We start from the raw sequence: 21,969 nt of genomic DNA on the forward strand, positions 1-21,969 counted from the left end.
GCACGACCCCCGATCATCCCTGCCACAGTAGCGGGGTTGCGGAGGGCGCCAAGCCGGCCGATCTTCCGGCCCGAATGAAGTTCCTCCACGCCGCCGATATCCACCTGGACAGCCCGATGGCCGGCCTTCAGGCCCGCGGCGACCTGCCGCCGGACCTGCTGCGCCACTGCACCCGCCGCGCCTTCGCCAGCCTGGTCGACCTGGCGATCGCCGAGGACGTCGCCTTCGTCCTCATCGCCGGCGACCTCTATGACGGCGACTGGAAGGATTTCTCCACCGGCCTGTTCGTGGCGGAGCAGATGAAGCGCCTCGGCTGCCCCTGCTTCCTGCTGCGCGGCAACCATGATGCGCGGTCCGTCATCACCAAGGACCTCGCGCTACCCGCGAACGTCCATGAATTCTCCACCCGCACCTGCCAGACGCGAGAGCTGGGCGAGCTCGGCATCGCCATCCACGGGCATTCCTTCCCGAACCGCGCGGTGCCGGAGGATCTCTCCGCCAACTACCCGGAACCCCGCCGCGGCTGGCTGAACATCGGCCTGCTGCATACCTCCGCCAACGACCCCGGCGAGCACGAGACCTATGCCCCCTGCGACCCCGGCCTGCTGCGGCTGAAGGGCTACGACTACTGGGCGCTGGGCCATATCCACCAGCGCCAGGTGCTGTCCGAACATCCCTGGATCGTCTTCCCCGGCAATATCCAGGGCCGCCACATCCGGGAGACCGGCGCCAAGGGCTGCAGCCTGGTGACGGTGGAGGAAGGCCGCATCACCGCCGTCGAACACCGCGCCGTGGACAACCTGCGCTGGGCGCTGCTGGAGGTGGAGGCGGCGGAGGACGACACCCTCGCCCGCCGCATCGCTGATTCCGTCGCCCAGGCCCTGGCCGAGGCCGAGGACCGCCCCGTGCTGGCCCGCCTGGTCCTGACCGGGGAGGCTGCGCCGGGACTCGCCACCGATGCCGAGCGCCTGGCCGCCGAATGCCGCAGCGCCGCCATCGAGGCCGGCGGCACCCTGTTCATCGAAGCCGTGCGCCTGCGCACCCGCCCGCGCCGCAGCCTGGAGGCCGGCGCGCTGGACCCCCTGCGCGCCGCCTTCACGGCCGGCCTCGCCGACCCCGCCCGCGCCGCCGCGCTGCTGGCCGAGATGGCCGCGCTCCGCGCCAAGGTCCCCGCCCCCGCGCGGGATGCGCTGGACCTGCCGCAGGATGCGGAAGCCCTGGCGCGGCTGGGCGAGGAAGCCTGGGCGCTGGCCGCCGCCGCCATCGAAGCGGAACAGCCGGCGTGAGGCTGCTGCGGCTGGATCTGCTGCGCTACGGCCACCTGACCGATACGCGGCTGGAGTTTCCCGAGAGCGCGCCGCTGGTGGTGGTGCTCGGCCCGAACGAGGCCGGCAAATCCACCACCCTCTCCGCCATCGGCGATGCGCTGTTCGGCTTTCCGACGCGCAGCCCCTACGCCTTCCTGCATGAGACCAGCGCGCTGCGCCTGGGCTTTGCCGTGCTCGGCCGCGACGGCAGCCGCAGCGAGTTCCTGCGCCGCAAGGGCAACAAGAACACGCTGCTCGATGCGGCGGAAAACCCCGTGCCGGATGCGGCGCTGCTGCGCCTGCTCGGCGGCGCCAGCCGCACGCTGTTCGAGACCACCTACGGGCTGAACGGCGCCACGCTGCGCGACGGCGCACTCTCCCTGCTGCAAAGCGGCGGCGAGGCCGGCGAGAGCCTGCTCGCCGGCATGGGCCTGCCGCATCTGCGCAAGGCGCTGGACCGGCTGGATGCGGAGGCCCGGGCCCTGCATGGCGATGGCCGCGGCCGTCGCGCGCTGTCCGCCGCCGCCGAGGCCTGGGCCGAGCAGCGCCGGGCGGCGGAGGACGCGGCGGTGCGCCCGCGGGACTGGCTGGATACCAAGGCCCAGTACGACGCGCTCTGCACCGCCATCGAGGAGGCCACCGCCCAGGGCGATGCCCTGGCCGCCGAGGCCGCCCGGCTGAACCGCGCCCGCCGCATCCTGCCGCTGCTCGCCAGCCTCGACGCGCTGCGCCAGGACGCCGCCGCCGTCGCCGATGCGCCCGCCCTGCCGGAAGACGCCGCCGCCACCCTGCGGCAGCTTCTGGAAGACCATCGCCTGGCCGCCGAGGACCAGCGGCGTGAGGCGGCGGAGGCCGCGGCGCTGGAGCAGGATGCCGCCGCGCTGCGCCAGGACCCGGCCGTACTGGCGCAGCAGGATGCCATCGACCTGCTGGCAGCCCGCCGCAACGGTGTTCTGGAAGCGGCGCGGGACCTGCCCGGCGTGCAGCGCAAGGTGGATTCCTACCGCGCCGAGGTGGAGGAAGCCGCCGCCCTGCTCGGCAGCCGCGCGACGCCGGAGGAACTGCGTGAGGCCCTGCCCCGCGCCGCGGATCGCCAGGCCGCCCAGGCGCTGATCCGCCACCGCACGGAACGCGCCACCGCCCTGGCCAGCGCCGACACCGCCCTGGCCGAGGCGACGCGCCAGCGGGAGGCCGCGGAAGCCCGCCTCGCCGCCTGCCCCGCCCCGCCCGCCACCACCCCGCTGCGCCGCGCCATCGATGTCGCGCGCGGCGAGGGTCCCCTGGACCGTGACATCGCCACCGCGGATCGCGCGCTGGCGGAGGCGGCCCGCCAGGTCGCCACCGCGCTGGCCGCCCTGCCGCTCTGGTCCGGCGAGGCCGAGGCCCTGGCCGCCCTGCCCCTGCCCCTGCCCCCCGCTACCGAGGCCGCCGCCCAGCGCTGCGCCGCCGCGACCGCCGCCGCCGAGGCCGCCCGCCAGGCGGAGGCCGCGCTCGCCGCCGAGATCGGGGCGCTGGAGGAGGCCTTGCAGGACCTCGCCCGCGGCGAGACGGTGCCGACCCCCGCGCTGATCGCCGCCGAGCGCGCTCGCCGCGACTCGGTCTGGAGCGAGTTGCGCACCCATCTCGCCGCCGGCACCGCCGCTGACCCTGCCCTACCCGATCGCTTCGAGGCGCTGCGCGACCAGGCCGATCGCCTGGCCGATGCCCGCGCCGACGACGCCGCCCGGGTCAATGACTACGCCGCCAGGACCGCCCGGCTCGACCTCCTGCGCGCCCGCCAGCCCCAGGCCACCGCGGCCCGCCTCCAGGCGGAGGCCGAGGCCGCGGCGGCCGATGCCGCCTGGACCGCCCTCTGGCAGCCCGCCGGCCTGGTGCCCCAGGATGCCGCCACCATGGCCGAATGGCGCCGCAGCCGCGCCGAGGTGCTGCGCCTGGCGGAGCAGGAGGCCACCGCGCGCCGGAAGCGGGAGGAGCTGGCCGCCCGCCGCGACGCCGCCCTGGCCAGCCTGCACGCCGTGCTGCCCGGCCCCGAGACCCTGCTGGCCCCGCTGCTCGACCGCGCCGAGGATGCCCTCACCGCCGCCGAGGCCGCGCAACAGCGCCACCGCGACCTGGAGAAGGCCCGCGATCAGGCGGCGGAGCGGCTGGAGGCGGCGCGCCTCGCCCGGTCCCGCGCCGCCGCCGCGCTGGCGGATTTCGCCCCGCGATGGCGCGAAGCCACCGTGGCGCTCGGCCTGCCGGCGGAGGCCTCGGCCGAGGCGGTGGAGCGCGCCCTCGGCGCCTGGACCCGCGTGGCGGAGGCCGCCAAGGCTTGGCGCGGCGATGCGGCGCGGGTGGCCGACATGGCCCAGGCGATCGAAAGTTTTGCGCAGGATACCGCGCAATTGCTGGACCGCCTGGGCATCCCGCGAGGCGAGGACCCGGCCCCCGCCTGGATCGCCCAGCTTACCCGCCGCCTGGCCGCGGCGCGGGAGGCGGCGAAGGAGGGTGCGGCCCTGGCAAAGCGCCTGCATCAGCGCCGCCAGGCCGCCACCGCCGCCGCCACGCGCCTTGCGGAAGCCGAGCGCCAGGTCGCCGCCCTGCAGCAGCAGGCCGGCGCCGAGGACCTGCCCGCGCTGGAGGCCGCCATCCGCCGCGCCGCCGCCCGCACTGCGCTGCGGGGCGCCATCGCCCAGGCGGAGGCCGCGCTGCGCGCCCAGGGCGATGGCCATGAAGAGGCCAGCCTGCGCGCAGAGGCGGAGGGCACGGACCCGGACCAAGCCGCCGGACGGTTGCAACGTATCGAGGCGGAGCGCGCCGAACTGCGTGAACGCCATATTAGCCTGAGCGCCCAGCGGCAGGAGGCCGAGGCGCGGCTGGCCGCAATGCAGCAGGGCCGGGACGCCGCCGCCCATGCCCAGCAGGCCCGCCACCACCTCGCCGAGGCCAGCGCGGCGGCCGAACGCTACGCCCGCCTGCACCTGGCCCGCACCCTGCTGCAATCCGGCATCGAGCGCATCCGCCAGGAACGCCAGGGCCCGCTGCTGCGCCGCGCCAGCGCCCATTTCGCCCTGCTGACGGAGGGCCGCTATGCCCGCCTCGCCACGGATGAGGATGAGGCCGGCCGCACCCTGCTGCGCGCCGTGCGCGACAGCGGCACGGAATGCCCGGTGGATGCCCTCAGCGAGGGCACGCGGGACCAGCTGTTCCTCGCGCTGCGCGTCGCGGCGGTGGAGGCGCAGGCGGAAGGGGCGGAGCCGCTGCCCTTCATTGCGGACGACCTGCTGGCGACCTTCGACGATGCCCGCGCCAGCGCGGCATTGGCGCTGTTCTCGCGGCTCGGCGCCACCACCCAGACCATCCTCTTCACCCACCACGCGCATCTGGCGGAACTCGCCGCGCGGCAGGGCGCGGTGGTGCGGGAGTTGCCCGGCTTCCAAGCCCCCCGCTTCCAAGTGCAGGCCGAGGCGTCGTAGACTCCGCCAAACGGAGGAACACGACCATGGACGCCACCACGCTGCCGCCGGTGCTCCGCCTGGCCCCCGATGACGGCGTGCTGATCGCCCGCATCGCCCTGCCCCCCGGCACCACCGTGGCACCGGGCGTGACGGTCGGCGAGAAGCGCATCCCGCCCGGCCACAAGGTGGCGATCCGCCCGCACGCACCCGGCGAGGAAATCCGCCGCTACGGCCAGATCATCGGCTTCGCCACCGGCCCGATCGCGCCCGGCGACTGGGTCCATACCCACAACTGCGCCATGGGCGATTTCAGCAAGGACTATGCCTATAGCCGGGAGGTGAAGGCGACCGCCTATGCCAATACCCCTGCCAGCTTCATGGGCTTCCGGCGCCCGGATGGCCGCGCGGCGACGCGCAACTACATCGGCATTATCACCTCGGTGAACTGCTCCGCGCATGTCGCGGACCTCGTCGCCGATGCCTTCAAGCGCAACCCCTTCACCAATACCGACCCGCTGGCCGACTATCCGAATGTGGATGGCGTGGTGGCGCTGACCCACAAGACCGGCTGCGGCATGACGGAAGGCGAGCCGCTGCGCCTGCTGCGCCGGACGCTCGCAGGCTATGCGCGGCACGCCAATTTCAGCCACGTCATCGCCATCGGCCTGGGCTGCGAGGTGAACCAATTGGGCGGGCTGCTGGAGGAACAGCGCCTGGCCGGACGGCTGCGCAGCATGGACATCCAGGAGATGGGCGGCACGCGGAAGACCGTGGAAGCCGGCATCGCCTTCGTGAAGGAGGTGCTGGCCGAGGCCAATGCCGCGCAGCGCGAACCCATCCCGGCGAGCGAGCTGGTCGTCGCCCTGCAATGCGGCGGCAGCGACGGCTATTCCGGCATCACCGCCAACCCGGCACTCGGCTATGCCTCCGACCTGGTGGTGCGCCACGGCGGCACCGTGATCCTCTCCGAAACCCCCGAGACCTACGGCGCCGAACACCTGCTGACCCGCCGCGCCGTGTCCCGCGAAGTGGGGGAAAAACTGGTCGACCTGATGCGTTGGTGGGAGGATTACACGGCGAAGGAGGGGGCGGAGATGAATGCCAACCCCTCCCCCGGCAACAAGGCCGGCGGGCTGACCACCATCCTGGAAAAGTCGCTCGGCGCCATGGCCAAGGCGGGCACCACCAACCTGGTGGAGGTCTATCGCTACGCCGAACCCGTCACGGCCAAGGGCTTCGTCTTCATGGACACCCCTGGCTACGACCCGGTCGCCGCCACCGGCCAGGTCGCCGGCGGCGCCAACCTGGTCTGCTTCACCACCGGACGCGGCAGCGTCTTCGGCGCCAAGCCCGCGCCCTCCATCAAGCTCGCCACCAATACGCTGATGTATGAGCGCATGTCGGAAGACATGGACGTGAATTGCGGCACCATCGTCACCGGCGAGGAAACCATCGAGCAGGCCGGCCAGCGCATCTTCGAACTCATGCTCCGCGTCGCCAGTGGCGAGCGGACCAAAAGCGAGAGCTATGATTTCGGCGGCAGCGAATTCGCCCCCTGGGTGATCGGCGCGACGATGTGATGTTCCGCTTCCACCCGCGCGCGCCGCATGCGGCTCTGCGCGGGCTGGTGCGCGGCCTCTGGCATTATGAGGAAACCCGCGCCGCCCCGCAGGGCCGGCGCGAAATGCCCTGCGCGGAGGCGGTGCTGCTGATCAATCTCGGCCCGCCCATCGGCGTCGCCTGGCCCGACCCCACCGCCGAGACGCGTTTCGATACCGCCGCCGGCTTCCTCGCCCGGCCGCACCCCGCCCCCGCCCGCAGTTTCATGCAAGGCAGCCAGCGCGGCCTGCAGGTGATGCTGACGCCGCTCGGCGCGGAACGGCTGCTGCGCTGCCCGATCTCCGGCGTACCGGCGCAATTCCTGGATTTGCGCGACACGCTCGGCCGCGACGGCGCCAGCCTCGCCGCGCGCCTGGCGGAGACGGTGGACCCCGAGACCTGCCTTGACCTGCTGGAGGCGGAACTGCTGCGCCGCCTCGCCGGCGACCCGCCCGCCGATGCGGTGGCGGAGGCCTGGATGCGGATCGAGGCCAGCGCCGGGCGGATCGGCATCGGTGCCATGGCGCGCGACCTCGGCCTGTCCCGCCAGACCCTGGTTCGCCGCTTCCAGGCCCGTACCGGCCTGACCCCCAAGCTCGCCGCCCGGCTGCAGCGCTTCACCGGCGTGATCGCCCGGCTGCCGGAGGTTCCCGAAGCGGGCTGGGCCGGGCTGGCGGCGGAGGCGGGCTTTGCCGACCAGTCGCATCTGATCCGGGAGGTCCGCGCCTTCACCGGCCTGCCCCCCGCCGCGCTGCTGCGCAAGCGCCTGCCGGATGGCCTCGGCTTCGCCGAATAGCGCGGACATTTCTCCAATCCCGCCCTCGCCGGCCCCGCCTATCCTCGCGCCACCAACCGCCAGGAGACGCATGCGATGGACACCCCCGCCCCCGGCACGCTCTGCCCCTGCCTGCGCTACCAGGATGCGCCCGCGGCGCTGGATTGGCTGGAACGCGCCTTCGGCTTCCGCCGCGGCCTGGTGGTGCCGGACGAATCCGGCGGCATCGCGCATGCGGAGCGGCATCTGGGCAGCGCCGGGCTGGTGATGCTGGGCTCCGTCCGCGCCGATGGCTTCGGCCGCGCCCCCGGCCAGCTCGGCAACGTCACCGGCAGCCTCTATGTCCACACGGCCGACCCGGATGCCGCGCATGCCCGCGCGGTGGCCGAAGGCGCGCAGCTGGTCCGCCCGCTGGAGAACACGGATTACGGCAGCCGCGACTTCTCCGTCCGCGATCCGGAGGGCCATGTCTGGTCCTTCGGCACCTATTGGCCGCAGCCGCCGGCCTGACACGACGCCTGCAAGATGAAGCTTTCGTGTCGGTGGCGCAGCGGCCTTGTCGCTGCGGCGCGGCGCATGGCACCTGCCGGCCCGCGCCGAGCCGGCGCGTCCCGATCCTGGATGCCCCCCATGATGCGCCTCACGCGTCGCGCCCTTCTCCTCACCCTGCTCGCCACCCCGGCCTTCGCGCAGGACGCACCGGTGTTCAACCGGATCGCGACCATTGAGGCCTTCCGGATGCTGCCCGCGGACCGCAGCGGCCGCTCCATCGCGGAAATCGTCGCGGCCTCGGGTGACGGCAATACGCTGGTCTATGTCGATGGCGGCCAGCGCGGCCTCGGCTTCGTGGACATCACGGACCCCGCGGCGCCGCGCCCGGCCGGCTTCCTGGCGCTGGATGGCGACCCCACTTCCGTCGCCACCCGCGGCGGCCGCGCCTATGCGGTGCTGGATACCTCGCCGAACAAGACCGAGGCCTCCGGCCGCGTCGTGGTGGTGGACATCGCCGGCCGCCGGCAGGAACAGGCCTGCGAGTTGGGCGGCCAGCCGGATGCCGCCACGGTCAGCCGCGACGGCCGCACGCTGGTCATCGTCATCGAGAATGAGCGGGACGAGCAGCGCGACAATGGCCGCATCCCGCAGCTGCCGCCCGGCAACCTCACCACCATCCCGCTGACCGCGACGGGCATCGATTGCGCCGCGCTGCGCCGCGTGGACCTCACCGGCCTCGCCGCCGTGGCGCCCACCGACCCGGAGCCGGAATTCGCCGATGTGAATGGCCGGGGCGAGGCCGTGGTGACGCTGCAGGAGAACAACCACCTGGCCATCGTGAACCTCGCCGAGGGCCGCGTCGTCGCGCATTTCAGCGCCGGCACGGTGGATCTCGACCAGGTCGATGGCCGCCGCGACAACGTTATCCGCCCCACACAGCGCCTGGCCGGCCTGGTGCGGGAGCCAGATGCGGTGCGCTGGCTGGATAACGAGCGCTTCGTCACCGCCAACGAGGGCGACATGGTCACCGGGTCCCGCGGCTTCACCATTTTTCGGCGCGACGGCAGCGTGGAATGGGACTCCGGCAATCTGCTGGACCACCTGGCGATCCGCCTGGGCCACTACCCCGAGGCGCGCTCCGGCTCCCGCGGGAATGAGCCGGAGGGCGTGGAGGTGGCGCAGTTCGGCGACCGCCGGCTGATCTTCGTGGGCAGCGAGCGCGCCTCCCTGGTCAGCGTCTGGCAGGATCGCGGCCCGGGCCAGGCGCCCGCCTTCCTGCAGGCGCTGCCCGTTGGCGTGGCGCCGGAAGGGCTGCTCGCCATCCCCGCGCGCGGCCTGCTGGTGGTGGCCGGCGAAGGCGACAATCCGCAGACCGGCCTGCGCTCCACCCTGACCATCCATCGCCTCGGTGCCGGCCCGGCCGCCTACCCGACGCTGCTGTCGGAGAACGGCGCGCAGGGCACGCCCATCCCCTGGGGCGCGCTGTCCGGCCTGACCGCGGATCGCAGCCGCCCCGGTCAGCTTCATGCGGTGACCGACAGCGTCTATGCCGAGGCGCAGATCCTCACGATCGACGCCACCGCCACGCCCGCCCGCATCACCCGCAGCGTCACCGTCACCCGCAACGGCGCGCCGGCCGAGAACCTCGATATCGAGGGCATCGCGATGCGGGCCGATGGCAGCTTCTGGCTGGCCTCGGAGGGCAATCCCGAGCGCGCCCGGAACAAGACCGCGAACCTGCTGCTGCGCGTTGCCGCCAGCGGCGCGATCGAGGAGGAGATCGCGCTGCCGGAGGCGCTGGCCGGCACCGCCCTGCGCTTCGGCTTCGAGGGCGTGACCGTGACCGGCGAAGGCGCCGATGAAGCGGTGTGGATCGCCGTGCAGCGGCCCTGGACCGGCGCGCCGGCCGGCCATGCCATGATCCTGCGCTACCTGCCTGCCACCCGCGCCTGGGGTGTGCTGCATATCGCGCTGGACCGTTCCCCGGCCGGCTGGATGGGCCTGTCCGAGATCACCGCCATCGGGCCCGACCGCTTCGTGGTGATCGAGCGCAACAACCAGTGGGGTGAGGCCGCGATCAAGCGCCTGGTGCTGGTCTCCGTCGCCGGCCTGACCCCGGCCGAGCCCGGCGCGGCGCAGGTGCCCGTCGTCGCCCGCCGCCTGCTGCGCGACATGGTGCCGGACCTCGCCGCCGCGCGCGGCGTGGTGCAGGAGAAGCTGGAAGGGTTCACCATTGACGCCGCCGGCAACGCCTTCGCCGTGACGGATAATGACGGCGTGCAGGGCACCTCGGGCGAGACGCAGTTCCTGCGCCTGGGCCGGCTGCCGACGGGCGATTGAGGAACGCGGCTCAGGCCGCGGGGATCGGCCCGCGGTCGATCCGGGTCAACGCGTCGTTGACCCCGCGATAGGTTGCCTCGATGTCAGTCACGCCCCGCGCCGCCAGGCGCCGGGCGTGCATCGCGTGGTAGGCCTCGGCTGCGGCGCGGGTTTCGAACAGATAGACGCCGCCGGCACGACCGGCGGCGGGTTCCTCCGTCCAAATCTTCCACAGCAGGCCCTGCTGGCCGGCGATGTCCTCCGCCAGCGTCTTCAGCGCCTCGGTCCGCTCGGGGCCGAATGCGCCGTTCGGGAAGTCGAAGACCAGGACGGTGAGGTCCTGGGCCACGATTCAGGCCGCCGGCGGCGCGGCCGGCGCGTTCAGGTCGAGGAACTTCAGCGGGCGCCAGCCAGAGACGTTGTTCGCCTCGAAACTCAGCTTCCAGGACCGGCCACTGGTGCTGTCCACCAGCACCACGAACATGCCCGTCCCCACCGGGCAGGCGACAACCTGGTAGCGACCCTTGTCACTCGTCTCGGACATCAAGAACTCTCCCGCTCGATCAACTCAGGCGTAAGCTACCGTGCGCTGCACCTGTTCGCCCAGCCCCTGGATCGACAAGCGGATGGTTTGTCCCGGCTTCAGGAAGACCGGCGGCTTCTGGCCGAGGCCAACGCCGGGCGGCGTGCCGGTGGAGATCACGTCGCCCGGATGCAGGGTGATGAAGTGGGAGACGTAGGAAACCAGGTGCCGCACGCCGAAGATCATGGTGCGGGTCGAACCGTCCTGCATCCGCGCGCCATCGACATCCAGCGTCATCGACAGATCCTGCGGGTCCGCCACCTCGTCGCGGGTGACCAGCCAGGGGCCGAGCGGGCCGAAGGTGTCGCAGCCCTTGCCCTTGTCCCAGGTGCCGCCGCGCTCGATCTGCCATTCGCGCTCGGACACGTCGTTGCACACGGCATAGCCGGCCACATGCTCCATCGCCGTTTCCTCCGGCACGCATTTCGCGGTGCTGCCGATGATGATGGCGAGTTCGACTTCCCAATCGGTCTTCACGGAGTCCTTCGGGATCATCACGTCGTCATTCGGCCCGCACAGCGCGCCGAGCGACTTCAGGAAAACGATCGGCTCCTTCGGAATGGCCGCGCCGGTTTCCGCCGCATGGTCGGCGTAGTTCAGGCCGATGCAGACGAAGTTCTTCATGCCGGTGACGGGCGGCCCGAGCCGCGGCGTGCCGGTGACGGCGGGCAGGCTGGCCGGGTCCAGTGCCGCGATCTGCGCCAGCCCGGCAGCCGAGAGCGCGACCCCCGAAAGGTCCGGGATCACGCCCGAAAGGTCACGGATGGTGCCGGAGCTGTCCAGCAGGCCGGGTTTTTCCTGGCCCGCAGGGCCATAGCGAAGGAGCTTCATGGGGGATGCCTATACCCGTGTTTGGAGGGTTCGCGAAACCGGGCCCTCTCCACCCCAAGGCGGGGAGAGGGCCATCCTTGCTAAAGCGTCCAGCCGCCATCGATGACGATGGCCTGGCCGGTGACGAAGGCGCTTTCGTCGCTGGCGAGATAGACGGCGAGCGCCGCCATTTCCCCGGCCGTCGCCAGCCGCCCCATCGCCTGGCGCGCGACGAAGGCGGCGCGCGCCGCTTCCTCGCTGCCTGCCGCCGCCGCATTGGCGCTGATGCGCTCGCCGAGGCTCGGCGTGTCCACCGTGCCGGGGCAGATCGCGTTGCAGCGGATGCCGTGGGACACATACTCCGTCGCCACCGACTTGGTCAGGCCGATGACGGCGGCCTTGGTGGTGCCGTAGACGAAGCGATTCGGCGCGCCCTTGATGGAGGAACAGGCGGAAGACATGTTGACGATGGTGCCGCGCTTGCGCTCCAGCATCCCCGGCAGCACCGCCTGCACCATCTTCCACATGGCGCGGACATTCAGCGCGAAGCCGAAATCCCACTCGGCATCGGTGGCCGTCAGTACCGAGTTCTGGTGCACGAAGCCGGCACAGTTGAACAGGATGTCGATCTGCCCGGCATCGCGTACCACGGACTCGATCGCCGCCTGGTCCAGCACGTCCAGCCCGCGGGTGGTGATTCCCGGTGCCGTCAAATCCGCCAGCTTCGCCACATCGCGGTCGGTGGCGATCACCTCCGCGCCCTCGGCGGCGAAGGCGAGCGCGGTGGCTCGCCCGATGCCCTGCGCCGCCGCCGTCACAAGGCAGCGCTTGCCCGCCAGACGTCCTGCCATCTGCGTGTTCCTTTCAGAGCGGACCGACTCAGGCCTCCGGGCCTCCGGGCCTTCGGCCCCTCGGTCATCGGGCCGCCTCAATGGTTGTGCCGGCTTTCGCCGCGCGTCTCCAGGATGTTGAGGAACAGCGTCGCCGGCTCCAGGCAGCCGCCGGTGCCGAGCTGGCCGACCATGCTGCGATAGATCTCCTCCCACGGCGTCTTGTGCAGCAGCACCGGCGCGGTCCAGGCCGCGCGTCGCGCCGCCATCTCCTCCGCCGGGATCAGCACATCCACGCGCCGCGCCTTCAGGTCGATGCGGATCGGGTCGCCATGCTTCAGCAGCGCGAGCCCGCCGCCCACCACCGATTCCGGCGTGACGTTGAGGATGGAGGGCGAGCCGCTGGTGCCGGATTGCCGCCCGTCGCCGATGGTCGGCAGCGCCATGATGCCGCGTTTGATCAGCGCCGCCGGCGGCTGCATGTTCACCACCTCTGCCGCCCCCGGGTAGCCCACTGCGCCGCAATTCCGCACCACCAGCACGGTGTGCTCGTCGATGCCGAGCGAGGGGTCCTCGATGCGGTTATGGTAATCCTCCGGCCCCTCGAACACCGCGACCTTGCCCTCGAACACGTCGGGCGTGTCGGACAGGAAGCGCTCCCGGAAGGCCTTGTCGATGACGCTGATCTTCATCACGGCGCTGTCGAACAGATTGCCGTTCAGCACGATGAAGCCGGCATGTTCCTTCATCGGCTTGCCGAAGCTGCGAATCACCTCGCGGTCCGGCGCGCCGAGCCCTTCCAGGTTTTCCGCCACGGTCTTGCCGGTGACGGTCATCACGTCGCCATGCAGGATGCCGGCGTCGAGCAATTCCTTCATCACCGCCGGCACGCCGCCAGCGCGGTAGAAGGCCTCGCCAAGGAAGCGCCCGGCCGGCTGGCAATCCACCAGCAGCGGCACCTCCGCCCCGACGCGCTGCCAATCGGTCAGATCGTGCTCCACGCCCATATGCCGGGCGATCGCCACCATGTGGATCGGGCAGTTGGAGGATGCGCCGATCGCGCTCGCCACCATCACCGCATTCTCGAAGGCCTTCTTCGTCATGACGTCCGACGGCCGGAGATTGGCCTTCACCATCTCCACCGCCCGCACGCCGGTCATGTAGGCCATCTGCGCCCGCTGCCTGTACGGTCCCGGGATGGCGGCAGACCCGGTCAGCGTCATGCCGACCGCTTCCGCCAGGGAATTCATCGACAGCGCCGTGCCCATGGTCGAGCAATGCCCGACACTGGTGGAACTGGCCGCCACCATCTCGATGAAGCCCTCGTAATCGATCTCCCCGGCGGCGAGCTTCTTGCGCGCCTCCCAGACGATGGTGCCGGACCCGGCCAGGCGCCCATGCCACCAGCCATCCAGCATCGGCCCGCCCGGCAGCGCCACGGCGGGGATGTTCATGGTGGCCGCGCCCATCAGCATGGCGGGCGTGGTCTTGTCGCAGCCCGTGGTCAGCACGACGCCGTCGATCGGGTAGCCGTGCAGGATTTCCACCAGCGACAGGTACTGCAGGTTCCGGTCCAGCGACGCCGTCGGCCGCTTCAGCGTTTCCTGGATCGGGTGGACGGGGAATTCCAGCGGCACGCCGCCGGCATCGCGGATGCCCGCCTTCACCCGTTCGGCGAGTGCGATGTGGTGGCGGTTGCAGGGGGAGATGTCGGAGCCGGTCTGGGCGATGCCGATCATCGGGCGGCCGGATTGCAGCTCCGCCCGCGTCATGCCGAAGTTCAACTGCCGCTCGATGTAGAGCGAGGTCATCCCCGGATCCTGCGGGTCGTCGAACCAACGCTGGCTGCGAAGCTTGAAGGGCTTCTTCGTCTGGTCGTGGTCGTCCATGGCCTTTTCCCCCATCGGCTGCCGCCGTTCAGGGGAGTGAGGCGCCCGCCCGCGCTTTCGTCAACCTCTCCCTGCCGCGGCGGAGTCGCGGGCCGTGCGCGCCAGCCATTGCCGGGACAGCCGGACCCACAGCGATTCCTCTACCGGACCCTCCCCCAGGCACGACATGCGGCGTCTCCTGCATCACGCCCGCGCCTTTTGCCGCCTTTGCGTTTCGCCACGGTTTCGCAACCGGCATCGCTTTGTTGCGCCCGATGCGCGGGCATGCTGCGCTGCCATCGCCTGTCGGCAGGCCCCCCAGTACATCCCGATGTGAAGGACCCTGTCCGCATGGCGGACGCCCCTGCCATCATCGTCTGCGACGATGAACCCGACCTGCGCGACGCGGTGGCCGAGTATCTGGGCCAGCGCGGCTTCGACGTGCGTTGCGCCGGCGGCGGGGCCGAGCTGCGCATCCTGCTGGCGGAACGCGCCGCGGACCTGGTGCTGCTGGACATCGCCATGCCGGGGGAGAGTGGCCTTTCCGTCGCCCGGTCGCTCCGCGCCCAGTCCGACATCGGCATCGTCATCCTCTCGGCCGCCGCGGATGTGCTGGACCGGGTGGTGGGGCTGGAGGTCGGCGCCGATGACTACATCGCCAAGCCGGTCGATCTGCGCGAATTGGTGGCCCGGCTGCGCGCCGTCCTGCGGCGGCGGCAAGCGACGACGCCGGCGCCACCCGCCCATCAGTCCACGCCTGCACCAACGCCCTCGCCCATGCAGGCCGGCCACCGCATCCGCATGGGCCGCACCTGGCTGGAGCTGGAGGCACGGCGGCTGATCGGGCCCGCGGGGCAGGAGATTCCGCTCGGACCCTCGGAATTTGCGCTACTGCGCGCCTTCGCCGAGCGGCCCGGCCGTGTCCTGACGCGTGAGGCGCTGCTGGAACTGGCGCATCCGCGGGGCGAGGAGCATTTCGACCGCTCCATCGATGTCCGCATCGCCCGCATCAGGCGCAAGGTGGAGGCGACGCCGGACCGCCCCGCCGTCATCCGCACCATCCGCGGCGCCGGCTATGTCTTCGATCCCACCGCCGAGGCCTGACGCCCCAGATCCCGCAGGCCGATCAGGCCGCCGCTTCCTCCAGGAAGCCCTGCACCGCCTGGAACAGCGCGCCGCGGTTGCGCTCCATCCACATGTTGTGGGTGCCTTCCGCCAGCACCACCATGCGCTTGCCGGGCGACTGGCTGAGTTCGGCGAACACCGCGAAGCCAAGCGCCGGTGGCGTGGTGCGATCCCATTCGCCGAGCACCACCAGCGCCGGGGCGGTGACCTTGGCCGGCTCCCACCAGGGCTTGCCCGCGTTCCAGAACTCCCGCCCATCCGCCACCGGCCCGTTCGGCACCCGCAGGACGGAGGGGTTGGCCCGGATGCCCACCGGGTCCAGCGCCCAGGTGACGCCGGCGAAATGCTCGAACCAGCCGGGCGGGATCAGCCCGGCGCGCTGTGCTTCCGGCGCCTGGGAGAGGATGCCTTCGCGCACCGCGCGCTGCGTCAGCGGCCGCCAGGCGCCGAGGGGGCCTGCGCCGGGGTCGGTCCGGCTCGGCCCGTCGCGCAGCCAGGGCGGCGCGAACAGCACCAGGCGCTCCACCTGGGCCGGCCGCTCCGCGGCGAAGCGGCCGACCAGCTTGGTGCCCCAGCTATGGCCGAGCAGCACCAGCTTCTCCAGCCCGCGCCGCTCGCGGATGAAGGCCACCGCGGCGGCCAGGTCCACCATCGCCTCCGCGCCGCGCGCCACCGGCGGGTTCTGGTCGGCGGGCTGAGACAGGGCCGGCGGGCGGGCGGAACGGCCAAAACCGCGAATGTCCAGCGTCCAGACATCGAAGCCGCGACCGGCGATGTAGTCCATCCAGGACAGGCCGCCGAAGGGCAGGTCGAAGCTGCTGCTCGCCCCGAAGCCGGCGCCATGCACCATCAGCAGGGTACGGGAGGCACCGGTGGTCGAACCCTCCGGCCGCTTGTTGCGGAGGAACAGCTCGATCCCCTCGCCGCTGGCCACCATGAACTCCTCGGTCACCACCTGCGGTGCGGAGGACGGGGCCTGGGCGCGCGCGCCCGCCGGCAGGGCGGATGCGGCCGCCACCAGGGCAGGCGCGGCGAGGATGAGGCGTCGCTTCATGAACCAGGCTCCGGACGTCGTTGGCGCGCATTGTAGCCTTCGCCGGGGTCGCCCCCAAGCGGGACGCGCGGCACCCGCTAAACGGTAAGGTCATGGGACGGCGGCGCCGATCCGGGCTAACACCCGGCCGCCATGTCACACGCAACAAGCCGCATCATCCCCGGGCGCCTCGGTGCCTGGGGGCCGGAGATCCGCGCCACCCTGGCGCTGGCCTGGCCGCTGGTGCTCACCAACCTGTCGCAATTCGCGCTGTCGCTGACCGATGCGCTGTTCCTCGGCCGCGTGGCGACGGAGGCGCTGGCCGCGGCCACGCTCGGCGGCAACCTGTTCTTCGCGATGCTGTCGCCGGCCTTCGGCCTGGCGCTGGCGGCCGGGCCGATGTGCGCGCAGACCCGCGGCCGCGGGCGCGGCCATCTGCGCGGCATGCGGCGGGATGTGCGGGCGGCGTTCTGGGCCTGCGCGGCGGCCACCATCCCGGTCTGGCTGGCGCTGTGGCACACGGAGTGGCTGCTGGGCGCGCTGGGGCAGGAGCCGGCGCTGGCGGCGCTGGCGGCGCAGTATGTCCGTGCGCTGATGTGGGGCATGCCGCTGTTCTGCGGCTTCGTCGTGCTGCGCGGGTTCCTGTCCGCGGAACAGCGGCCGCTTTCCGCCCTGGTGGTGTCCTTCATCGGCGTCGCGCTGAACATCCCGCTGAACTACTGGCTGATCCATGGCGGCTTCGGCGTGCCGGCGCTCGGCGTGGTCGGTGCCGGCATCGCCTCCTCGCTCTGCAACCTGTTCATGTTCGCCGGGCTGGCGGTGGTGATCGCGCGCGACCGGCATCTGCGGCGCTACCACCTGTTCGGCCGGCTCTGGCGGCTGGATGTCGCCCGGCTGCGGGAGGTGGCGCAAATCGGCCTGCCGATCGCCGGCTCGATGGCGCTGGAGATTTCCGTCTTCGCCTTCGCTGCCATCGCCATGGGCTGGTTCGGCGCCATCGCGGTGGCCGCCCACGCCATCGCGGTGCAGGTGGCGTCGGCCACCTTCATGGTGCCGATGGGCATCGGCCAGGCCGCCACGGCGCGGGTCGGGCTGATGACCGGCGCCGGCCGGGCCAGCGCGGCGGCGCGGGCGGGCTGGATCGGCATCGCGCTGGGCGCAGGCTTCATGGCGGCCTCCGCCACCACGCTGGTCCTGCTGGCAACGCCAATCGCCTGGCTGTTCCTTGCCCCCGGCAATCCGGGTGCCGCCGAGACCGCGGCGCTGGCCGCCACGATGCTGGTGATGGCGGGGTTCTTCCAGCTGTCGGATGGCGTGCAGGCCGTGGCCTCCGGCGCCCTGCGTGGGCTGAAGGATACCCGCGTGCCGATGCTGCTGGCCGGACTCGGCTACTGGATCATCGGCCTGCCGCTCGGGCTGGTGCTGGCGCTGTGGCTGGAGGTCGGGCCGATCGGGCTCTGGATCGGCCTGTCCGCCGGGCTGCTGCTGGTCGCCGGGATGATGCTCGCGCGATGGATGCGGCTTTCCGCCGCGGGTGGCTTGACGCTGCGTCGCCGGCTGGGATGACTGCCACCACGCCTGCGACGGAAGCTTCAATGACATTGTGGAAACGTGACTGGACCCCCGCGCAGATCAACGCGCGCATGGCGGACAACATGGCCGGCATGCTGGGCATCGCGGTCACGGAGATCGCGCCGGACGCGCTGCACGCGACCATGCCGGTGGATGCCCGCCACGCCCAGCCCTTCGGCCTGCTGCATGGCGGCGCCAGCGTGGTGCTCAGCGAGACGCTCGGCACCCTGGCCTGCATCATGACCCTGCCCGAGCACCAGCGCGCCGTCGGCATCGAGGTCAATGCCAACCACATGGCCGGCGTGAAGCGCGGCGAATCGGTGACCGCCATCTGCCGCCCGCTGCACACCGGCGCCCGCACACATGTCTGGCAGACGGAGATCCGTCGCGCCGACGGCAAGCTCGCCTGCGTCTCCCGCCTCACCTGCGCGGTGGTGGACGCGTGATTCGAACCGGAGACCACTGACCACCATGAGCAAGCGCAAAGTCGCGATCATCGGCACCGGCGGCACCATCGCCTCGCAGGGGCTGCATCCGCTGGATGTGCAGGACTACGCCTCCTCCGGCCGGCCGATCCTGGATGCCGAAGCCCTGGTCGCCGGTGTGCCGGACCTGGCGCGGGTCGCCGATGTCTTCGCCGTGCCCTTCACCGCCATCCCCTCCACCGCGATCGGCTGGTCCGACTGGCGCGCCCTGGTGGCGAAGATCCTGGAGCTGGAGGCGGCGCATCCGGACCTGGCCGGGGTGGTCATCACCCATGGCACGGCGACGCTGGAGGAAACCGCCTATCTGCTGTCGCTGACCCTGCCGACCGACCTGCCCGTGGTGGTCACCGGCGCGCAGCGGCCCTTCACCGGCCTGTCGTCGGACGCGCAGATGAACCTGGTGGCGGCGGTGCGGGTGGCGGCCGACCCGCAGGCGCGCGGCCTCGGTGTGCTGGTGGTGCTGAACGACGAGATCCATGCGGCGCGGGAGGTGACGAAGACCTCCACCGGCCGGCTGCAGACTTTTCGGAGCCCGGACCTCGGCGCGCTGGGCCATGTGGATGCGGACCGCAACAGCTTCTGGCGGCGGCCGACGCGGGTGCTGCCACTGGAAGCGCGCTTCGACATCCTGGGCGTGGAACAGCCGCCGCGCGTCGATGTGCTGTATTCCGTGGCGGGCGGCGATGGCGTGGCCGTGCATGCCTTCCTGGCCGCCGGCGCCTCCGGCATCGTCGCCGCGGCGCTGGCGCCGGGCTTCCTGACGCCGGCGGAGCGCAGCGCCATGGCGGAGGCGATCGCGCATGGCTGCACCGTGGTGCTGTCCTCCCGCGCCGGATCGGGGCGGACCTTCCCGACCAGGCGCTACGGGGAGGAGGGCTTCCTGAATGCCGACAACCTCAACCCGCAGAAGGCGCGCATCCTGCTGATGCTGGGGCTGACCCGCGGCAAGGACCAGGCGGCGATTGCCCGGCTGTTCGAGACCGCCTGATCAGCAGCCCCGATCAGCAGCCCCGATCAGCAGCCACCGGGCAGGGGCGTCAGTTCCAGCGCCTGCCCGGTGACCGAGAATTCGCCGAAATCCATGACGATCTCGTCGGCGACGCCGTTCTCGTAGTAGCGCAGCCCAACCTCGTATTCGGGCTGAGCGGCGCCACCACCGCCGGTCGTATCGCGCTCGAAGAACGCAATCCGCATATGGCCGGAGGCCTGGTTCGCCAGCAACGGGAAGCGCGGCTCGTCCGGGGCGGCGACCCAGCTCGGGATGATGGTGGTGGTGTCCTGCGCGCCCTCATTCGTGGTGCCGTCGAAGAGTGGCGCGGCGAACAGGCGCTGGCCGGCGCGGGCGGCTTCCACGGCCAGCACCGTGTGGCGCATCGGCAGCAGGGTGCCGGCCGGCAGCGTTTCCTCCTGCCCGGCCGGCTCGCTGAACCGCACCGTGCCGCTGCCATCGGGGCGCAGCTGCGCCTCGCCGGAAACGCGCTGGCTGACGGCGCCCTGGGTGGACTGGGTCAGGGAGAAGCGGAGGTTGGAGTTGTCCTTCGCCTCATAGGTCGCATAGTCGGAGACGGTCTCGATCTCCCGCCCGTCGCGATCCACCACCGTCATGGTCATGCGCTGGCGCGTCGCCCAGCCCTCGCAGGCATCGGCCACGTCGAACACCATGGCGCCCCGCACCGCGGTGATGCCGGAGCCCCGCGCCTCCCCCAGGTCGAGCCGGTAGGCGGCGCGGTGCGACGCCATGCGGCCAATGCCGGCGGCCATCGCCTCCGCCGAGACACCGGGCGCGCGCGGCCCGGTGGTCACGGGCTGCGGCTGGGCGAGGGCAGGCAGGGCAAGGCAGCAGAATGCGGCGAGGAGGCTCAGGCGGCGGGTGGACTTCATGGAAACTCCTCGAGACGCAATCCGCTGCATCTAGGTAGCCTTGGGCCCGGCCGCACCACCCTTCGGCGGCGGAAGGTCGAGCTTGATCGAAAGCTCCTTCAACCGCGCGGCATCGACCGGCGCCGGCGCGCCCATCATCAAGTCTTCCGCCTGTTGATTCATGGGGAAAAGAATGACTTCGCGAATATTCGGCTCATCGGCCAGAAGCATCACGATGCGGTCGATGCCCGGCGCGGAGCCACCATGCGGCGGGGCGCCGTAGCGGAAGGCATTCAGCATGCCGCCGAAGCGGTCCTCGACCGTCTGCGCCGTATAGCCGGCAATCTCGAAGGCGCGGACCATGATGTCCGGGCGGTGATTCCGGATCGCGCCAGAAGACAGTTCGATGCCGTTGCAGACAATGTCGTACTGATACGCCTTGATCTTCAGCGGATCCATGGTGTTCAGCGCCTCCAGCTCGCCCTGCGGCATGCTGAAGGGGTTGTGACTGAAGTCGATCTGCCCCGTGTCTTCATTCATTTCATACATGGGGAAGTCTGTGACCCAGCAGAACCGGTAGGCATCCTTCTCGATCAATCCGAGTTCATTGCCCAGCCTGGTGCGCGCCTGGCCGGCCAGCTTGGCGGCGGCGTCCACCTTGTCGGCGGCGAAGAACACCGCATCGCCATCCGCCAGGCCGCAGGCGGCCTTGATGGCGGCCACGCGCTCCGGCTGCAGGTTCTTGGCGATCGGGCCGCCGGCCTCGCTGTTGGCAAAGGCGATGTAGCCGAGGCCGCCGGCGCCCTGCTCGCGGGCCCATTCGTTCATCTTGTCGAAGAAGCTGCGCGGATTGCCCGCGGCGCCCGGGGCCGGAATGGCGCGGACCACCGCGCCCTTCTCCACCGCGCGGGCGAACAGGCCGAAGCCGCCGCCGGCAAAATGCTCGGTCACATCCGCGATGCGGATCGGGTTGCGGAGGTCCGGCTTGTCCGAGCCGAATTCCAGCATCGCCTGGTCGAAGGGGATGCGCGGGAAGGGCGCCGGGGTGACGGACCGCCTGGTGCCGGAGAAATCGGCGAATTCCTCGAACACGCCGGCCAGCACCGGCTCGATGGCGGCAAAAACGTCTTCCTGGGTGACGAAGCTCATCTCGAAGTCGAGCTGGTAGAATTCGCCCGGGGAACGGTCCGCGCGCGACGCTTCATCGCGGAAGCAGGGGGCGATCTGGAAGTAGCGGTCGAAGCCGGCCACCATCGCCAGCTGCTTGAACTGCTGCGGCGCCTGCGGCAGGGCGTAGAACTTGCCGGGGTGGTTTCGGGCGGGAACCAGGAAGTCCCGCGCGCCCTCCGGCGAGGACGCCGTCAGGATCGGGGTCTGGAATTCGGTGAAACCCTGGTCGATCATGCGCCGGCGGATGCTGGCGATGACCGCGCTGCGCAGCATCAGGTTGCGGTGCTGGCGTTCGCGGCGCAGGTCGATGAAGCGGTAGCGCAGGCGGAGGTCCTCGGGAAACTCCTGCTCGCCAGCGACCTGAATCGGCAGGATTTCCGCCGCGGACTGCACCGTGACGTCACGCACCCGCAGCTCGATCTCGCCGGTCGGCAGCTTGGTGTTGATGGTGGTGCCCTCGCGCGGCACCACCTCCCCGGTCACGGTCACCACGGATTCGGGGCGGGCGCCGTCGAGTGTCGCGAAGCCCTCGCTGCCCTGGGCGACCACGCATTGGGTCAGGCCGTAATGGTCGCGCAGGTCGACGAAGAGCAGCCCGCCGTGGTCCCGCTTGCGGTGGACCCAACCCGAGAGGCGAACGGTCTTGCCGGAATCGGCGGCGCGGAGCGCGCCGCAATGGTGGGTGCGGTAGGCGTGCATGGGGG

At 71.5% G+C, this 21,969-nt stretch carries 18 protein-coding genes; 10 read left to right on the plus strand and 8 right to left on the minus strand.

Features of this window, described 5'->3' with window-relative positions; genetic code table 11:
* The first annotated feature begins 74 nt into the window (after window positions 1–74).
* The 6 genes from HB662_RS18855 (at window position 75) to HB662_RS18880 (ending at window position 9,950) form a co-directional block, all read left to right on the plus strand.
* Window positions 75–1,286 carry a metallophosphoesterase family protein gene (locus HB662_RS18855; RefSeq protein ID WP_168051515.1) on the plus strand — a complete coding sequence of 404 codons (1,212 nt, stop codon included), beginning with the start codon at window positions 75–77 and terminating at the stop codon, window positions 1,284–1,286.
* Window positions 1,283–4,762 carry an AAA family ATPase gene (locus HB662_RS29770; protein WP_168051517.1) on the plus strand — a complete coding sequence of 1,160 codons (3,480 nt, stop codon included), beginning with the start codon at window positions 1,283–1,285 and terminating at the stop codon, window positions 4,760–4,762. The genes HB662_RS18855 and HB662_RS29770 overlap by 4 nt, the downstream gene beginning before the upstream one ends.
* A 26-nt stretch (window positions 4,763–4,788) precedes the next feature.
* Window positions 4,789–6,324 (plus strand): UxaA family hydrolase, encoded by a 1,536-nt coding sequence (locus HB662_RS18865; protein WP_168051519.1) that lies wholly within the window; start codon window positions 4,789–4,791, stop codon window positions 6,322–6,324.
* A complete protein-coding gene (locus HB662_RS18870) occupies window positions 6,324–7,139 on the plus strand; it encodes an AraC family transcriptional regulator (protein WP_168051521.1) in 816 nt (271 codons plus the stop codon). The genes HB662_RS18865 and HB662_RS18870 overlap by 1 nt, the downstream gene beginning before the upstream one ends.
* 75 nt (window positions 7,140–7,214) lie before the next feature.
* Complete coding sequence (locus HB662_RS18875; RefSeq protein ID WP_168051523.1) at window positions 7,215–7,628, plus strand: VOC family protein; 414 nt, start codon at window positions 7,215–7,217, stop codon at window positions 7,626–7,628.
* Window positions 7,629–7,748: 120 nt separating this feature from the next.
* Complete coding sequence (locus tag HB662_RS18880) at window positions 7,749–9,950, plus strand: esterase-like activity of phytase family protein (protein WP_209443357.1); 2,202 nt, start codon at window positions 7,749–7,751, stop codon at window positions 9,948–9,950.
* A 10-nt stretch (window positions 9,951–9,960) separates the two neighbouring features.
* Here HB662_RS18880 and HB662_RS18885 read toward each other — a convergent pair whose 3' ends face one another.
* From HB662_RS18885 to HB662_RS18905, 5 genes are all read right to left on the minus strand, one after another.
* On the minus strand, window positions 9,961–10,278 hold the full coding sequence (locus tag HB662_RS18885) for a monooxygenase (RefSeq protein ID WP_168051525.1): 318 nt from the start codon (window positions 10,276–10,278) through the stop codon (window positions 9,961–9,963).
* 3 nt (window positions 10,279–10,281) lie between these two features.
* The gene (locus HB662_RS18890; protein WP_168051527.1) at window positions 10,282–10,473 is read right to left on the minus strand and encodes a hypothetical protein; all 192 of its coding nucleotides are present in this window, start codon (window positions 10,471–10,473) and stop codon (window positions 10,282–10,284) included.
* Between the two features lie 24 nt (window positions 10,474–10,497).
* Window positions 10,498–11,343: a fumarylacetoacetate hydrolase family protein gene (locus HB662_RS18895; protein WP_168051529.1), complete on the minus strand. Its 846-nt coding sequence runs from the start codon at window positions 11,341–11,343 to the stop codon at window positions 10,498–10,500.
* 80 nt (window positions 11,344–11,423) lie between these two features.
* Window positions 11,424–12,173 carry an SDR family oxidoreductase gene (locus HB662_RS18900; RefSeq protein ID WP_168051531.1) on the minus strand — a complete coding sequence of 250 codons (750 nt, stop codon included), beginning with the start codon at window positions 12,171–12,173 and terminating at the stop codon, window positions 11,424–11,426.
* Window positions 12,174–12,250: 77 nt separating this feature from the next.
* The gene (locus HB662_RS18905; RefSeq protein WP_168051533.1) at window positions 12,251–14,041 is read right to left on the minus strand and encodes an IlvD/Edd family dehydratase; all 1,791 of its coding nucleotides are present in this window, start codon (window positions 14,039–14,041) and stop codon (window positions 12,251–12,253) included.
* 330 nt (window positions 14,042–14,371) lie between these two features.
* Here HB662_RS18905 and HB662_RS18910 point away from each other — a divergent pair, with 330 nt between their 5' ends.
* Window positions 14,372–15,124 (plus strand): response regulator, encoded by a 753-nt coding sequence (locus HB662_RS18910; protein ID WP_168051535.1) that lies wholly within the window; start codon window positions 14,372–14,374, stop codon window positions 15,122–15,124.
* A 22-nt stretch (window positions 15,125–15,146) separates the two neighbouring features.
* On the opposite strand, the gene HB662_RS18915 is transcribed toward HB662_RS18910, so the two are convergent.
* Window positions 15,147–16,199, minus strand: coding sequence for an alpha/beta hydrolase (locus tag HB662_RS18915; RefSeq protein WP_168051537.1), 1,053 nt, complete (start codon window positions 16,197–16,199; stop codon window positions 15,147–15,149).
* 132 nt (window positions 16,200–16,331) lie between these two features.
* Here HB662_RS18915 and HB662_RS18920 point away from each other — a divergent pair, with 132 nt between their 5' ends.
* The 3 genes from HB662_RS18920 to HB662_RS18930 are packed head-to-tail and all read left to right on the plus strand — an operon-like array spanning window position 16,332 to window position 19,223.
* Window positions 16,332–17,744 (plus strand): MATE family efflux transporter, encoded by a 1,413-nt coding sequence (locus HB662_RS18920; protein ID WP_168051539.1) that lies wholly within the window; start codon window positions 16,332–16,334, stop codon window positions 17,742–17,744.
* A gap of 29 nt (window positions 17,745–17,773) precedes the next feature.
* Window positions 17,774–18,196, plus strand: coding sequence for a hotdog fold thioesterase (locus HB662_RS18925; RefSeq protein ID WP_168051541.1), 423 nt, complete (start codon window positions 17,774–17,776; stop codon window positions 18,194–18,196).
* 25 nt (window positions 18,197–18,221) lie between these two features.
* Window positions 18,222–19,223 carry an asparaginase gene (locus tag HB662_RS18930; protein WP_168051543.1) on the plus strand — a complete coding sequence of 334 codons (1,002 nt, stop codon included), beginning with the start codon at window positions 18,222–18,224 and terminating at the stop codon, window positions 19,221–19,223.
* A gap of 26 nt (window positions 19,224–19,249) precedes the next feature.
* Here the strand turns inward: HB662_RS18930 and HB662_RS18935 are convergent, their stop codons facing one another.
* On the minus strand, window positions 19,250–20,116 hold the full coding sequence (locus tag HB662_RS18935; RefSeq protein WP_245185725.1) for a cell envelope integrity EipB family protein: 867 nt from the start codon (window positions 20,114–20,116) through the stop codon (window positions 19,250–19,252).
* Window positions 20,117–20,146: 30 nt separating this feature from the next.
* The gene (gene aspS / locus HB662_RS18940) at window positions 20,147–21,964 is read right to left on the minus strand and encodes an aspartate--tRNA ligase (RefSeq protein ID WP_168051545.1); all 1,818 of its coding nucleotides are present in this window, start codon (window positions 21,962–21,964) and stop codon (window positions 20,147–20,149) included.
* Between the last annotated feature and the right edge of the window lie 5 nt (window positions 21,965–21,969).

Source organism: Falsiroseomonas frigidaquae, from assembly GCF_012163145.1.
Classification (GTDB): domain Bacteria; phylum Pseudomonadota; class Alphaproteobacteria; order Acetobacterales; family Acetobacteraceae; genus Falsiroseomonas; species Falsiroseomonas frigidaquae.

What these genes read in the sequence shown, in the direction of transcription:
- HB662_RS18865 (WP_168051519.1), top strand. Translation starts at nt 4,789, where the DNA reads ATGGACGCCACCACGCTGCCGCCGGTGCTCCGCCTGGCCCCCGATGAC.
- HB662_RS18915 (WP_168051537.1), bottom strand. Translation starts at nt 16,199, where the DNA reads ATGAAGCGACGCCTCATCCTCGCCGCGCCTGCCCTGGTGGCGGCCGCA.
- HB662_RS18920 (WP_168051539.1), top strand. Translation starts at nt 16,332, where the DNA reads ATGTCACACGCAACAAGCCGCATCATCCCCGGGCGCCTCGGTGCCTGG.
- HB662_RS18880 (WP_209443357.1), top strand. Translation starts at nt 7,749, where the DNA reads ATGATGCGCCTCACGCGTCGCGCCCTTCTCCTCACCCTGCTCGCCACC.
- HB662_RS18925 (WP_168051541.1), top strand. Translation starts at nt 17,774, where the DNA reads ATGACATTGTGGAAACGTGACTGGACCCCCGCGCAGATCAACGCGCGC.
- HB662_RS18905 (WP_168051533.1), bottom strand. Translation starts at nt 14,041, where the DNA reads ATGGACGACCACGACCAGACGAAGAAGCCCTTCAAGCTTCGCAGCCAG.
- HB662_RS18910 (WP_168051535.1), top strand. Translation starts at nt 14,372, where the DNA reads ATGGCGGACGCCCCTGCCATCATCGTCTGCGACGATGAACCCGACCTG.
- aspS (WP_168051545.1), bottom strand. Translation starts at nt 21,964, where the DNA reads ATGCACGCCTACCGCACCCACCATTGCGGCGCGCTCCGCGCCGCCGAT.
- HB662_RS18870 (WP_168051521.1), top strand. Translation starts at nt 6,324, where the DNA reads ATGTTCCGCTTCCACCCGCGCGCGCCGCATGCGGCTCTGCGCGGGCTG.
- HB662_RS18930 (WP_168051543.1), top strand. Translation starts at nt 18,222, where the DNA reads ATGAGCAAGCGCAAAGTCGCGATCATCGGCACCGGCGGCACCATCGCC.
- HB662_RS18855 (WP_168051515.1), top strand. Translation starts at nt 75, where the DNA reads ATGAAGTTCCTCCACGCCGCCGATATCCACCTGGACAGCCCGATGGCC.
- HB662_RS18890 (WP_168051527.1), bottom strand. Translation starts at nt 10,473, where the DNA reads ATGTCCGAGACGAGTGACAAGGGTCGCTACCAGGTTGTCGCCTGCCCG.
- HB662_RS18900 (WP_168051531.1), bottom strand. Translation starts at nt 12,173, where the DNA reads ATGGCAGGACGTCTGGCGGGCAAGCGCTGCCTTGTGACGGCGGCGGCG.
- HB662_RS18875 (WP_168051523.1), top strand. Translation starts at nt 7,215, where the DNA reads ATGGACACCCCCGCCCCCGGCACGCTCTGCCCCTGCCTGCGCTACCAG.
- HB662_RS18895 (WP_168051529.1), bottom strand. Translation starts at nt 11,343, where the DNA reads ATGAAGCTCCTTCGCTATGGCCCTGCGGGCCAGGAAAAACCCGGCCTG.
- HB662_RS18935 (WP_245185725.1), bottom strand. Translation starts at nt 20,116, where the DNA reads ATGAAGTCCACCCGCCGCCTGAGCCTCCTCGCCGCATTCTGCTGCCTT.